We start from the raw sequence: 15,026 nt of genomic DNA, 5'->3' as shown, positions 1-15,026 counted from the left end.
CTCAATAAAATATTTAGTATTAAATAAATAATTTTACATACTAACCTATGCATAGATTAGAAAGTACATTAATTACATATTTATAGGAATTATAAAGAAGAAATAATTCGCAAAATCACAACAAGAAGCCGATACGCTTGCCGATAAATTTATTGCGGAAATTAGTGATGTAGCAGGATTGTAGGAAAGCCAAGTTGTTAAAAATAAAACTTAAAAAACACTTCTTTAGATTTTAGGAATTTAAAGAAGTGTTTTCTTTTAGATATTCTGCTGGGACTTTATTACGGTGCTTAAAACGGTTGTGTGTCCACAAATAATATTCTGGTTTATATCGAATTTCTTTTTCTAACATTTCGGTATACATATCCGTAATTTCGAAATCTGGGTACGCCTTCGGATTGTCTGTAATGTCTACAATAGTGGTTTCATAAAAACCTCTTTTTACTTTTTTTACACAGAAAAATACTATAGCCAAATCAAATTTTTTGGCCAAAGTTTCTGCGGCAGTATGCACAGGGACAACAGTTCCGAAAAAAGGTCTCCAATATCTAGCGTGACTTACTTGCGGAGATTGATCGTTAACAAAACCATATAATGCTAAATGGTTATCGCGATAATTTCTAAGTACGGTTTTTGCAGTTTCAAACATAGAGATTAAGGTTCCACCTTGTCTTTTTCTAGTTTTCTTAATTAATTTATCAAAATATTTATTGGATAACGGAGAATAGATTCCAAATCCGTCATGCTGAATATGTTGCCCTAAAGAAAGTACCCATTCGTAATTTGCATAATGCCCACAAAGTAAAATCACACTTTTATTTTGTTCCGCATATTTATCGAGTAATTCCAAATTATGAAACTTAGCTCTTCTCTTCATTTCTTCTTGAGACATGGTAAGCGATTTTATCATTTCTAAAAATAAATCGCACATATGCTTATAAAACTTTTTTCTTATCAGTAGTAATTCTTCTTCCGATTTCTCTGGAAAACAACGTTTTAAATTAGCTAGTACCATTTTTTTTCTATATCCTATTACATAATATAATAATAAATATACTCCGTCGGATATTTTATAAAAAATGGGGAATGGAAGAATTGAAATCATCCATAATAAAGGGTAAACGAGTAGGTAAATAACTAGTTGCATTCTGTAAGAATTTTAGCAAATATAGCTATATTTGATGCTAAACTTTAATTGTTTTTATGAATTTAAGTATTGCTACTATTGTTATTATCGGAGCTAATGTATTGGCCTCTATTAAAGGCTTTAATGATTTCTCATTTTTTGAACGTTATAAATTCAATATTGGAGCTATAAAACGTGGAGAGCAAATAAGAACCATTACTTCTGGTTTTTTACATGTAGATATTTCTCATTTGCTTTTTAATATGCTTACATTATATTTTTTTGCACCTATTGTAGTTCAATACTTGGGGGATGTAAAATTTCTAATCATTTATTTTATAAGTTTATTGGCAGGGAGTTTGTTATCGCTCAGTTTTCATAAAAACGATTATCATTATAGCGCCGTCGGGGCTAGCGGTGCTGTAACAGGGATTTTATATGCCGCAATTCTTTTGCAGCCAGAAATGCGATTAGCTTTTTTCTTCATTCCAATTCCTATTCCAGCTTATATATTTGGAATCGGTTATTTGTTGTATTCTATTTATGGAATGAAAGCCCGCTTGGGTAATATTGGGCATACTGCCCATTTTGGAGGGGCAATTGGAGGATATGTAATTACACTTCTTTTTATGCCTTCATTACTTACACAAGAAACATTAATGGTTGTACTACTTGCCTTACCTATTATAGTGTTATTTATTTTAGAAAAAACAGGAAAAATATAGTTTGGCATTCTGTTTGTATATAGAATCAAAAGAAATTTAAAATTTAAAAAAACATGAAAAAAATAATTTTATTAGTAACAGCATTTATAGGTATGAATAGTTTACAAGCACAAGAAATAACCCCTTCAATAGCGGTAGTTGGAGAAGGAGTTGTAAGAGTAACTCCTGACCAAGTTTTAATAAAAGTAAGAGTTGAAAGCGAAGGTTCTTCTGCGCAACAAGTAAAAAGTGATAATGATAAAGCAATTGACAAGGTTTTAAAGTACACCAAATCAATGGGAGTTAAAGAAGGGGATGTAAAAACAGAATATGTAAACCTTAATAAAAACTATGATTATCAAACTAAAGAGTATAAATATGTAGCAAATCAGTCGATTTCTATTTTACTGAAAGATTTAAATAAGTATTCTGAATTTACAGAAGGATTATTAAATGCTGGAATTAATAGAATTGATGGTGTTACTTTTAAATCTACGGAAATTGAAACACATAATTCTAAAGCAAGAATGGAAGCAATAAAAGATGCTAAAAAGAAAGCTGAAGAATATGCTAGTGCTTTAGGTCAAAGTGTTGGAAAAGCATTAACTATTTCTGAAACAGGTTCTGTAAGTGCTCCACAGCCAATTTATAGAATGGAGATGATGAAATCTGCAGACAGTAGTGGAGGAGGAGATATGGAAACTATAGCTGTTGGAGAAATGGTAATAGAAGCAAAAGTAAATGTTACTTTTCACTTGAAATAGTTTTTATTTTTCAATATAAAGGAAAGTGTTCAGTTGGCAGTTTTTTTCTTTATAAACTTCTGACTCCCGACTTTTTCAATTTTTTAATCCTTCAATCTTTAAATTAAATCAAAAAGAAAGGCTTTCCAAACGGAAAGCCTTTCTTTTTGATCTTCTACTATTTGTTAATTTAACAAGCTAGCAATTTTTTCATTCAATGCTTCACCACGCAGGTCTTTAGCAATTATCTTTCCGTTTTCATCTAAAATAAATGTAGCAGGAATTGAACGGATGTTGTATTCTTGAGCTATAGGATCTTGCCAAAATTTAAGGTTTGAAATATGAGTCCAAGGTAAGTTATCGTCTTCAATAGCTTTTTTCCAATCTTCTGCTTTTCTATCTAAAGAAACCCCAACAACATTTAATCCTTTGTCGTGATATTCTGCATAAAGCTTTACTAAATTAGGATTTTCAGCTCTACATGGTTTACACCAAGCAGCCCAAAAATCTAGCACAGTAACTTTTCCAAGAGATCCTTTTAAAGAAACTGTTTCTCCGTCTGGAGTAGGCCCAGAAAAATCTGGAGCTACAGCACCAACAGAAAGTTTATTAGCCTTTCCTAGTTCTTCAGAAATAGTTTTTCCTAATTCAGTATTTTTTATATCCTCAGAAAGGTCATTAAATAAAACTCCTACTTCTTCTGAAGTCTTACTTTTCGTACGCATCATTTGCTGAATCACTAAAAGAGAGATGTAAGACTCTTTATGAGTATCTACAAAGTCATTTTCGTAATTTCTAGCTTCTTCTTGAACTTCTTCAAAAGTTTCTTTTAAGGTGTTCATGGTAATAGTATCACCACTTTGTTGTGCTTCCATTCCTTTTTTCTGAATGTCAGACATTTTATCTCTAATCGTTTTAGATCCTTGAATAAAAGCAGTGAAATCTTCATTTGAAGGACTTCCTTCAATTTTAGAGAAGTTTAAGCTGTCTTTATATGCAGTAACTTGGATATCTCCTTCTTCTAGTATAATTGGTAAAACACCTCTTACACCTTCAAAAAATAAATAGTGAAGTTGCGGACTTTCAGCTTTTCCTGTAAATTCAAACTTTCCTTCTTTAACCTCCATTGTATCTATAACTTCTGGACGTTGCCCATCCACAGGTTTTTGTAAGTATACTTGCTTTCCATCTTCAACACCATCAACACTAACAGTTACTTTGTATGTGTCTTTTTCAACTTTATTACATGCTACAAGTACTACAAGTAATAAAAGAATAGTTCCTATTTTTTTCATTAAAATTTATTTAAACAGTTTTAGTTCAGTTACAAAGTTAAAATTTCATTTTAATCCTAAAAGACAATTAACAAAAAAAGCCCTGAACATTATGTTTTCAGGGCTTTTATTAGTATTAATTCTTTTTTTAGAATTGATATCTTATACCTAGCGCAATATCAAAGTCAAAATCATCGTCATCAATGTCATTAAATCCAATTTCTGGACGGAAATCTAAAGATAATAATAAAGGGAAATTAAAGTCGTATTCAACCCCTATATCTCCAGCTATAAATGCAAACATCCCGCTATCGTCATGGTCGTTCCCATCAAAATCGTAATCATCATCAGTATCGTAACCTCCAAGTCCACCACCGGCACCTACATACCAGTTAAAATCTCCTTCAATAGGAAATACCCATTGATAAAGACCTGTTAGCCTAAAAGCATCATAATGATTACTGTCTTTCCATCCTAAATCTAACTCAAGTCGATTGTTAGCACTTAACCCTCTTTGATAAGATATTTCAGCTCCAAAGCCATCTCCATCACCTAGTCTTAAACCTAAGGCATTCTTAGATACTTCTTGTGAATAGGCTGTTGATGCAAATCCAATTGCTAAAAAACTTAATAAGATTATTTTTTTCATAAATTTGATTTTTGATTTGTAATATATACGTTACTAAATTAACTTAAAGTTCACACACTCTTGTTAAAAAATTCTAAAAATGACTTACAAGCTCTTATGGAAGAGCTTGAAGGAACGCTGTTTTTCGACGATTTACATAAAACTATTTATGCTACAGATGCATCTGTATATCGCTTAATGCCAACGGCTGTAGCCTACCCAAAAAACATAAATGATATTAAGAAAATAATTGCTTTTTGTAATGATTATAAATTGTCAATTATTCCGCGTACTGCTGGAACTTCTCTTGCTGGACAGTGTGTTGGGGACGGAATTGTAGTAGACGTTTCTAAGCATTTTACTGAAATTTTAGATATAAATGAAGCTGAAAAAACTGTAATTGTACAGCCCGGAGTTATTCGCGATGAGTTAAATCTGTATTTAAAGCCCTATAATTTGTTTTTTGGGCCTAATACTTCTACTTCCAATAGATGTATGATTGGAGGTATGACAGGGAACAATTCTAGTGGAACTACTTCTATTAAATATGGTGTTACTCGTGATAAAGTTTTAGAAATTGAAGCTATTTTAAGTGATGGGAGTGAAGTAGTGTTTAAAAATTTAACTGCGGAAGAATTTAAACAGAAACTTGAACTTAAAACATTAGAAGGAGAAATATATCGTAATCTCTATGAAGAGTTAACTGCTGATGGAGTAGCTAAACGTATAAAAGATAATTTCCCTAAACCCGAAATTCATAGGAGAAATACAGGGTATGCAATTGATGAATTATTAAGATTACAGCCGTTTAATAAAGGCGGAGGGGTATTTAATATGTGTAAACTACTTACTGGAAGTGAGGGGACTTTGGCTTTTACAACAAAGATAAAAATCCAATTAGATACGTTAATGCCTACAAATGCGGTAATGGTAGCCGCACATTACAAAAGTGTAGCCGATTGTTGTGACGCTGTTTACGATGCCATGCAACACGACCTTTTTACTTGTGAGATGATGGATAAGGTTATTCTTGATTGTACAAAGAATAATAAGTCGCAATTACCTAATCGATTTTTCATTGAAGGGGATCCTGAGGCTATTTTAATGATGGAACTGCGAGATAATGATGTGAATATATTAGAAGAAAAACGAAAAGCACTTATTGCAACATTAGATAAAAAGGGGTTAAGCTATGCAAATCCTTCATTATATCATACAGAAATAGAGCAAGCTGCCGAATTAAGAAAAGCAGGACTTGGACTGTTAGGGAATATTGTAGGCGATAAAAAAGCGGTTGCTTGTATTGAAGATACTGCTGTAAGTATTGAAGATTTAAGCAGTTATATTTCTGAATTTACTCAAATTATGAGTGGATATAATCAAAATGCGGTGTATTATGCGCATGCTGGCGCTGGAGAGCTTCATTTGCGACCTATTTTGGATCTTAAAAAAAGTGGAGATGTAAAGCTTTTCAGACAAATAACTACAGATGTTGCACATTTAGTTAAGAAATATGGCGGTTCTATGAGTGGTGAGCATGGAGACGGAAGGGTTAGAGCTGAATTTATAGAGTTAATGATAGGAAGTGAAAATTATGAGCTTCTTAAGCGTGTTAAAAAGACATTTGACCCTAATAACATTTTCAATCCAGGAAAAATTGTCGACAGTGCTCCAATGGATACTTCGTTACGTTACCAACCGGATAGAAAAGAACCAAAAGTAGAAACATTATTAGATTTTTCAGATTCGTTAGGGATTTTGAGAGCTGCAGAAAAATGTAATGGGAGTGGCGATTGTAGGAAAACACATCTTTCTAATGGCGCTATGTGTCCGAGTTATCACGCTACTAAAAACGAAAAAGATACAACAAGAGCTCGTGCAAATGCATTACGAGAATATTTAACAACTTCAGAAAAAGAAAATAAGTTTAACAACAAGGAGCTTAAAGAGGTTTTTGATTTATGTGTAAGCTGCAAAGCATGTAGCAGTGAATGTCCGAGTAATGTAGATGTTGCTACTTTGAAGGCTGAGTTTTTATATCAATACTATAAAGACAATCCGCCGTCAATAAGAGATAAAGCTTTTGCATACAACACTCAATTAAGTAAATTAGGAAGTGTATTTCCATTATTAACAAATAGTAAGTTTTCTGGTAGTATTTTAAAAAAAGTACTTAATGTAGCTCCAAAAAGAACACTTCCTAAAATTGAAAGCTTTGATTTTGATGAACAACTAGAAATATCTAAAAATGAGTTTTTTGCAAACAAAAAAATAATTCTTTATATAGATGAATTTACTCAATATCTAGATGTGTCTATCGGAAAAGATGCTATTGAGTTATTAACTAAATTAGGCTATGATGTAACGCTGTTTTATGGAGAAAGTGGGCGTTCTTTTCTTTCTAAAGGTTTTTTAAAACAAGCTCAAAAATTAGCCAATGTAAACATTAGTAAGTTAGAAGATTTAGTAAGTTCCGATTGTCCTATTATTGGAATTGAGCCCTCTGCAATATTATCTTTTAGAGATGAGTATTTAAGAATGGTGCAAAATAAGGAAGCTGCAAAAAAAGTAGCATTGAATAGTTTTATTATAGAAGAATTTCTTTCAGATGAAATAAAAAAAGGGAATATTACTTCCTCTCAATTTTCTTCCGAAGAGAAAACTGTAAAATATCATGCGCATTGTCATCAAAAATCGCAATCCAACACAAAATCAACTTTTGATATTTTAAATCTTCCTTCCAATTTTAATGTAACCATGATTAATTCTGGATGTTGTGGTATGGCTGGTTCTTTTGGATATGAAAAAGAACATTATGAAACAAGCATGGCTATTGGAGAGCTTCGTTTATTTCCAGCTGTAAGAAAAGCAGCAGAAAGTGTTATAATAGTTGCAAATGGTACAAGTTGCAGACATCAAATAAAAGATGGAACAGGCAGAGATGCTATTCATCCAGTTACACTTTTAAATAGTTTTGTTTTATGAATCCCTCATTGAGGGTTTTATTCCCCAGAGCCTGTCCTGAGTATCTTGAAGGGTTCTACGTCGGAAGGCTTTATGCTATAAGCTTTTTAATTCAAAGGGGCAAAGAGGCAAAGAGGCAAAGGGGCAAAGGCTCAAAGTTTTAAATTTGTGGATGTTCTAATTTGAAAATTTGGAAATAAAAAGAAGACCGAAGTCAGGAGACTTTATGCTATAAGCTAAATGCTGTAAGCATTTTTTAACTCAAAGATGCAAAGATGCAAAGGTTCAGAGGGGTAAAGTTTTAAATTTGTGAATGAGTTAATTAGATGATTTGAAGAAAAAAAAGGTTTGAAGGTAGAAGTCCGAAGTCAGGAGGTTTTATGCTCTAATCTATATCCTCATCTCTTTATTCTTGTTTGCTTCCAGCTTCGGTCTTCCGACTTCCGACTTCTTTCTTTTACAATCCTTCAATCCTTCAATCCTTCAATCCTTCAATCCTTCAATCTTTCAATCTTTTCAATCTTTCAATTTTTCAATATAAAGAAAAGTGTTCAGTAGTCCGTTTTTTCTTCACAACTTCCAACTTCTGTCTTCTGACTCCCAACTCCCTGTGCTTCCCTGACATAGGTTGACTACTTAAAAGCAGTGAAAAACTATTTAAACAATCACTCACTTATTTTTGAAGAATTAGCAATGTGCTGAGAAGTTATTTCAGAAATTTTGGTTGGCATTTCTAAAGGGATACTCAATTGCTCAATGTTTGTAAGCTGATAATCAACATTAGTTTCATTATTAATAATGCCAATACCAGGAGCAAAATATTGTGTAGAAATAATAACATCTTTAGGTTTTAAAATGGAAACAGTAACTTCAAAACCATTAACGGTTGTGGTTACAACTCCAGAAAGATTAACAACCATCGATATCTTTATAACATTGCTATAATCTTCACCGAAAAGCGAATAATCTTCAATTAAAGCTTCTGTTTTTGTTGTTATGGTATGCGCTACTTCAATAATATAACCTTCTTTTTCTGTAGAAGAAGTCCCAATACTTGTATGCATAGTATTCCCAACAGGGTTTTTAGGATCTAACAAGACTAGATTTTCAACAGGAATTTCAATTCCCGGAATTAAATCAGTAATAACTCCATTTAAAATCAATTTATTCTTCGATTTATGGAGAAGGCTGTTCGTTAATAAATTTGTTATAAATCCTGTTTTAGAACTATTAGCACTGATGTGGTAATGAATTTCTCCTTCAATTAAGGTATCTTTTTCTACCCATAAACTATCAATTCCAGATTTTTCTGAGTCTACTTCATAAACCCAATAATTAGAATTTTCTAATGGAAAGTAATTTTCGTTATTTATTTCAGCTAACAAATCATCAGAAATAGATTCGCTACTAGAACAGGAAATGAACATTATTGAAAGAAAAACAAGTTGAAGGGAGTTCCGAAGCATTTATTAAGGATTTTTCATCTATACAAAATTTCACAAACTATTGTTTGTTTATGTAGGTTGGTATTGACCATTCTTTTTAAAAGCCCATAATGGGCTTTCAAATATAGAAAAATAAATTTTACTTGGTACCTGTTATTGTAATTGCAGCTAGTAACTCCTTGTAGTTCATGGTTTTTATATCCTCATCAGAATAAAAAGGACTTAATTTATCTTCATTAAAATGGTACAACTCCCAGCGTTTGTTATGATATTCTAGAGAAGTAAGATTCTCTATCCAATCGCCAGAGTTTAAGTATAAACAAGTTCCATTTTTATTGACTTTTCGAAGCATTTGAGGTTGATGAATATGTCCACAAACAACATATTTATAGCCATTTTCTATAGCTAAATCTGACGCTACTTTTTCAAAATCGGCAATGTATTTAATAGCTTTTTTTACACTATTCTTTATTTTTTTTGAAAGGGAGTATTTTTCTCTTCCCATTCCTACTAAAATCCAATTGATAAATTGATTAATCAAGATTAAAAGATCATAACCCCAACCACCTAATTTAGCAATCCATTTGGTGTGTTGTATAGATGCATCGAATACATCTCCATGAAAAATCCATGCCTTTTTTCCGTCTAAATTTAAGATAAGCTTATCTAAAATGTGGATATTCCCCATGGTTACATCACTAAATTTACGAAGCATTTCATCATGGTTTCCAGTAATATAATAGACTTCTGTACCTTTAGTAGATAAGTCGATTATCTTTTTAATTACCTGAAGATGGTTTTTAGGGAAATAACGTTTTCTAAACTGCCAAATATCTATTATATCTCCGTTTAGAATTAGCTTTTTAGGCGATATGCTATTTAAATAAGAAAGTAATTCTCCAGCATGGCAACCAAAAGTGCCAAGATGAACATCTGAAATTACTACCACGTCTACTTTTCTTTTTCTCAATCGTAACTGTTTAATCCCAAAGGGTATAATTTTCTGAGCTCTATGGAGAATCAGTTTTAATTATTTTCAATTGAATTTATTATGTTTTTACACTAGTCAATTGATTATTACGAAATAAAGAAAGTTATTCAATCATCGTATTACTTGATAATTAATTATTTATGATTTCTTTGTTAAGAAACACCATATTTTAACATCTTAATATTAATTGATGATTACGTATATTTAATTTTTGTTTCTCTTTTTTAAGATTTACATTTGTCAAAACCAAAATTTTATGGCAGGAAATTCCTTTGGAAACCTCTTTAAGTTAAGTACTTTCGGCGAGTCTCATGGAGAGGCTCTAGGCGGAGTTATAGATGGATGCCCAGCTGGCATCTCTTTAGATTTAAGCAAAATACAATTAGACCTCGATAGACGTAAACCTGGGCAATCTGCCATTGTAACTCAACGAAAAGAACCAGATGAAGTTCGTTTTCTTTCTGGAATCTTTGAAGGCAAAACAACAGGGACGCCAATTGGTTTTATTATAGAAAATACCAATCAGAAATCACACGATTATTCTCATATAAAAGATAGTTACAGACCTTCACATGCAGATTATGTGTATGAAAAAAAGTATGGTTTTAGAGATTACCGTGGTGGCGGAAGAAGTTCTGCTAGAGAAACGGCTAGTAGAGTAGTGGCTGGTGCTGTTGCCAAGCAAATGTTGGAAGGTGTAAAAATAAATGCTTTTGTTTCTTCCGTAGGAAATATCCATTTAGAAAAACCCTATACAGAACTTGATCTAGCTAATGCAGAAACTAACATTGTACGCTGTCCAGACACAGATTTGGCTGCTAAAATGGAAAATTATATCAAGCAAATTAGAAAAGAAGGAGATACTGTTGGAGGCGTAGTTACCTGTGTAATTCAGAATGTACCTGTTGGACTTGGAGAGCCTGTATTTGATAAATTACATGCAGAATTAGGAAAAGCAATGCTTTCCATAAATGCTGTAAAAGGATTTGAATATGGAAGCGGATTTCCAGGTGCCGAAATGAAGGGAAGCCAGCATAACGATTTATACAATGCAGACGGCACTACAAAAACTAACTATTCTGGTGGAATTCAAGGAGGTATAAGCAATGGCATGGATATTTATTTTAGAGTAGCTTTTAAACCTGTAGCTACTATAATGCAGACTCAAAAAACTATAGATAATAAGGGGGAAGAAGTAGAAATGCAGGGAAAAGGTCGTCATGACCCTTGTGTGGTTCCTCGTGCAGTACCTATTGTAGAAGCAATGGCAGCATTGGTTTTAGCCGATTATACCTTGATAAATAATAGTTATCTTCATAAAAGATAAATTCTGTTATATTTGAAGCAGTTTTTATTAACAGATTAACTTAAAACATACATTCATTTGAAGAAATTAGCATTACATTGGCAAATTATCATTGGATTAGTTCTTGGAATTATTTGGGCTATTTTATCAAGTAAACTTGGTTGGAGTCAGTTTACAATTGGCTGGATAGCGCCTTTCGGAACTATTTTTATTAATTTATTAAAGCTCATTGCTGTTCCTTTAGTGCTTTTTTCTATTATAAATGGAGTTTCAAATATTGGAGATCCGTCTAGTTTAGGTAGAATGGGAGGAAAAACCCTTTTAGCATACCTTATTACTACTATTTTAGCGGTTTCCCTTGGATTAGTTTTAGTGAATGTTATTAAACCTGGAAAGCTTATAGATGAGCAAAGCAGAATAGATAATAGAATTAGCTACGAATTGTGGGCAGGATCTCAGAATTTAGAAATTAAGGATGGGGTTAATTATTTACACGATCCTAAATTTCTAGATAGAGCAGAGCGAATTTCAGATTTATCCAGATCAGAATTGAAAGACGCTACCGTAAACGAAAAAATGAATACTGCAAATCAGGCAAAAGAAGCAGGACCGCTTCAACCGCTAGTAGATATTGTTCCAGATAATATTTTTAAATCTTTAGCAGATAACGGATTAATGCTTCAAGTTATATTTTTTGCTCTTTTCTTCGGAATTAGTTTACTCTTTATTCCTGATGAAAAATCAAAACCTGTAGAAGCTTTTATTGATGGAGTTATGGAGGTGTTTCTTAAAATGGTAGCCTTGATTATGAAGGCAGCTCCATTTTTTGTTTTTGCTCTTCTAGCAGGTGTTGTAAGTAAAATGGCTGGAGACGATATAGGAAAAGTAGTAGAAATATTTAAAGGGCTAAGTTGGTATTCTCTTACAGTAATGCTTGGTTTAGGTTTAATGATATTTGTAGTATATCCTGCAATTTTTAAAATGTTTATAAGAGTTATTTCTTATTTTGGATTCTTTAAAGCAATGAGCCCAGCTCAAACATTAGCTTTTTCTACATCAAGTAGTGCCGCTACGCTTCCAGTTACAATGGAATGCGTGGAAGATAACTTAGGAGTAGATAAAAAAATAACAAGTTTTGTACTTCCAATTGGAGCTACCGTAAATATGGACGGGACCTGCTTATACCAAGCAGTAGCAGTTGTATTTCTTGCTCAATTACACATGATTGATTTAACTATTGCACAGCAATTAACTATAGTGCTAACTGCCACATTAGCCTCTATTGGTTCTGCTGCGGTGCCAAGCGCTGGCTTAGTAATGCTTATTATAGTATTGCAATCGGTAGGCCTAAATCCAGCTTGGATTGGTATCATCCTTCCTGTGGATAGAATTTTAGATATGATGAGAACTGTAGTAAATGTTACTGGAGACGCTACTGTTTGCTCTTTAATTGCTAAAAGTGAAGGAATGCTTAATTATCAAGAACAAAAAGAGAAGGAAGTTACTGTATGATAACTAAGGATATTTTAAAAGACAACGCTGCTTTATTTACTATTGATAAGAATTTAGATAGGCTAATTAAACGAATAGAGTTACTTAGTTATTTAAATCCTTTAAATACTGAAAAGGAAAAGCATCGTTTCTTTTCTTCTAAATACACAGAAGAACCTATCTTTAAATATCCGAAGCAAAATTTTAATGCTTTCAAGCTACAGCGTTCGTTGTTTTCTAATCAATTAGAAAAAATTGAAGATGATGATATTCGCGATTTATACCAAGGGATTGTATATTATTATGCCAACATGGTACAAACTGCAGAAGCAATTGGTGAGCGAAAAAAATTCTTTTATAACAGCCTGAAACTTTATGGAACTCCAAAAGAAAAAGACGTAGCCAATGCCCGTTTTATTCTTCATATAAAAAATGAAAAAGAAGGAGAAAATCAGGAAAAAAAATACACTGCTAGAGATGCGCAGGCGTACTTTGAAGAGTTTGTAGAGCGTTATGATTTTCCTTTAAATATAAAATTATCTACTAGTATAGCGGCAGATGCTATGGTATCTAATAGCACACAAACGTTGTATATTAAAAAGAACGCTAAATTTAACGACAATCAGCTTAAAACGTTAGCAAACCATGAAATAGGCGTTCATATGGTAACTACTTTTAATGGTTTAAATCAGCCTCTTAAAATATTTTCTAATGGCTTTCCAAAAAATGTAGAAACACAAGAAGGATTGGCTGTATTTAGCGAGTATATGAGTGGCGCCCTCACTTTAAGTCGACTAAAAATATTAGCGTATAGAGTAATTGCCGCTGATAGTTTGATTAAAGGATATTCATTTTCGGACACTTTCGATTTATTACACAATCAGTATAAATTAGATAGAGATAAGGCTTTTATAATAACACTACGAATCCATAGAGGAGGAGGGTTTACAAAAGATTATTTGTATTTAACAGGATTAAAAAAAGTGTATGAATATTACAAATCTGGGAACAATCTTTCCCCTTTATTAACAGGAAAAGTTTCTTTAGATAGGGTAGATTCTATTGTAAAACTTCAAGAATTAGGACTGGCTTCAAAATCTATTCATATAACAGATTCTTACTCAGCTAATAAAAACAATAATTCTAGTATTGATTTCATTCTCCATAATCTAAAATAAGTAAAACTACTTATATTTTCTCATTTTATAAGACACTATCTTAATAAAGTGTTTTGTATACAAATATCATCCCTACACAACAAAAAATTTCATTTAAAATATACAGGAGATATTTTTGCTTCTATATAAATAATTTTATACCCAAATCTTATTTATGAAACCTACTTTATGTTTGTAAGCGTAAACTTAGATACCTTATGAAGATGATTAATATTTTTAATTTTTCTAGTGTGAAGAAAGATGAGCGACTTAAAAAAGCAGATATTTCTAAATTAAAAGAAGACTGCTTGGCCGATAAAGAGTATATGAATGAAATAGTTGCTTTGTTAAATGAAAACATAGAGGAGTTTTATGAAACTACAGCAATTTCTATAAAAGCAAAAGAGCGCTTTTCAATTTCTAGAGCGGCTCATAAAGTAAGGAATGGTTTGGAAATGGTTAAAGCCAATTCGCTTCTTGATTATTTAGATATGATCCAAAAGGAATGCCAGCATTTAAACACTTACGATAATATTTCAAATCTAATTTCAGGCTTTAAAAATGAATATATAGCAGTATTAAACGAAATTCGGAAGCAAATAAACGAACTGGATGCTTAAAAAAACTATTGTTTTAATAGAAGAGGATCGAATGGTTGCTTCTTTACTGTCGTTTCGGTTAAAGAAAGAGAATTTCAAAGTAGTCGTTTTTGCAAACCTCTCAGCTGCTACAGATTTTTTATCCAATAAGCTTTTTGATGTAATAATTTATAGTTTTAGTAGCACAAATTTTAACGGACTATCAATAATTCAAGAGATTGATAAAAAAAACGTTTTAAATACCCCTGTAATTTTCTTAGCCTCAAATAGTCAACAAGTAGCTTTAATAGAAAACTCAACTTTAGAAATAAATAACTGTGTTCTTAAACCTGTAGTACCAGAAATTTTGATAGAATTAACTTCAAAAATTGTAGGAATATATAAAAGTGAAGTTTTATAGTAAACTAATCTGGTTAAAAGGACTATTATGATACGTTCACATACAAAAAACCAATCTTTACACTACTCCCCATCTGTAAGACAGTTTAAATATATATCTAATTATTTATGATGCTATTCTTTTTGTATTATAAATTTGATCAGGTGGTACTTTTCCTATTTCAGTATGCCTTCTTTTGGTGTTATAGAATTCAATATA

Annotated in this window: 13 protein-coding genes; 8 read left to right on the top strand and 5 right to left on the bottom strand. The window is 32.0% G+C overall.

Going from position 1 to position 15,026, the window contains the following annotated elements; all coding sequences use genetic code 11:
- Positions 1-232: 232 nt before the first annotated feature.
- Positions 233-1,147, bottom strand: a complete 915-nt coding sequence (locus tag AC13CQ_RS12395) for a lysophospholipid acyltransferase family protein (protein WP_008614995.1) — start codon at positions 1,145-1,147, stop codon at positions 233-235.
- A 56-nt stretch (positions 1,148-1,203) separates the two neighbouring features.
- Between AC13CQ_RS12395 and AC13CQ_RS12390 the strand changes: the two genes are divergently transcribed.
- Positions 1,204-1,851: a rhomboid family intramembrane serine protease gene (locus tag AC13CQ_RS12390; RefSeq protein WP_008614994.1), complete on the top strand. Its 648-nt coding sequence runs from the start codon at positions 1,204-1,206 to the stop codon at positions 1,849-1,851.
- Between the two features lie 53 nt (positions 1,852-1,904).
- The gene (locus tag AC13CQ_RS12385; RefSeq protein WP_008614993.1) at positions 1,905-2,594 is read left to right on the top strand and encodes an SIMPL domain-containing protein; all 690 of its coding nucleotides are present in this window, start codon (positions 1,905-1,907) and stop codon (positions 2,592-2,594) included.
- Positions 2,595-2,758: 164 nt separating this feature from the next.
- Here the strand turns inward: AC13CQ_RS12385 and AC13CQ_RS12380 are convergent, their stop codons facing one another.
- Positions 2,759-3,868 (bottom strand): TlpA disulfide reductase family protein, encoded by a 1,110-nt coding sequence (locus tag AC13CQ_RS12380; RefSeq protein WP_008614992.1) that lies wholly within the window; start codon positions 3,866-3,868, stop codon positions 2,759-2,761.
- A gap of 127 nt (positions 3,869-3,995) precedes the next feature.
- Complete coding sequence (locus AC13CQ_RS12375) at positions 3,996-4,496, bottom strand: hypothetical protein (protein WP_008614990.1); 501 nt, start codon at positions 4,494-4,496, stop codon at positions 3,996-3,998.
- 96 nt (positions 4,497-4,592) lie between these two features.
- Between AC13CQ_RS12375 and AC13CQ_RS12370 the strand changes: the two genes are divergently transcribed.
- A complete protein-coding gene (locus tag AC13CQ_RS12370; protein WP_040879779.1) occupies positions 4,593-7,460 on the top strand; it encodes an FAD-binding and (Fe-S)-binding domain-containing protein in 2,868 nt (955 codons plus the stop codon).
- Positions 7,461-8,104: 644 nt separating this feature from the next.
- Here AC13CQ_RS12370 and AC13CQ_RS12365 read toward each other — a convergent pair.
- Complete coding sequence (locus tag AC13CQ_RS12365; RefSeq protein ID WP_040879778.1) at positions 8,105-8,866, bottom strand: hypothetical protein; 762 nt, start codon at positions 8,864-8,866, stop codon at positions 8,105-8,107.
- Between the two features lie 157 nt (positions 8,867-9,023).
- Positions 9,024-9,854 (bottom strand): UDP-2,3-diacylglucosamine diphosphatase, encoded by an 831-nt coding sequence (locus AC13CQ_RS12360; protein WP_008614986.1) that lies wholly within the window; start codon positions 9,852-9,854, stop codon positions 9,024-9,026.
- A 277-nt stretch (positions 9,855-10,131) separates the two neighbouring features.
- Between AC13CQ_RS12360 and aroC the strand changes: the two genes are divergently transcribed.
- The 5 genes from aroC to AC13CQ_RS12335 all read left to right on the top strand — a co-directional run bounded on the left by aroC (position 10,132) and on the right by AC13CQ_RS12335 (position 14,828).
- Complete coding sequence (gene aroC / locus AC13CQ_RS12355; protein ID WP_008614984.1) at positions 10,132-11,202, top strand: chorismate synthase; 1,071 nt, start codon at positions 10,132-10,134, stop codon at positions 11,200-11,202.
- A 57-nt stretch (positions 11,203-11,259) separates the two neighbouring features.
- On the top strand, positions 11,260-12,693 hold the full coding sequence (locus AC13CQ_RS12350) for a dicarboxylate/amino acid:cation symporter (protein WP_008614981.1): 1,434 nt from the start codon (positions 11,260-11,262) through the stop codon (positions 12,691-12,693).
- Positions 12,690-13,850 (top strand): peptidase MATCAP family protein, encoded by a 1,161-nt coding sequence (locus AC13CQ_RS12345; protein ID WP_008614979.1) that lies wholly within the window; start codon positions 12,690-12,692, stop codon positions 13,848-13,850. Before AC13CQ_RS12350 ends, AC13CQ_RS12345 begins: the two co-directional genes overlap by 4 nt.
- Positions 13,851-14,047: 197 nt before the next feature.
- Entirely contained in the window at positions 14,048-14,449 is a 402-nt protein-coding gene (locus AC13CQ_RS12340; protein WP_008614977.1) for a hypothetical protein, read from the top strand.
- Positions 14,442-14,828 (top strand): response regulator, encoded by a 387-nt coding sequence (locus AC13CQ_RS12335; RefSeq protein ID WP_008614976.1) that lies wholly within the window; start codon positions 14,442-14,444, stop codon positions 14,826-14,828. Before AC13CQ_RS12340 ends, AC13CQ_RS12335 begins: the two co-directional genes overlap by 8 nt.
- Positions 14,829-15,026: the final 198 nt, after the last annotated feature.

The organism is Galbibacter sp. L-19, assembly GCF_056857615.1.
Note: the sequence above shows the minus strand (reverse complement) of the source record. Positions and strands in the feature narration are given on the sequence as shown.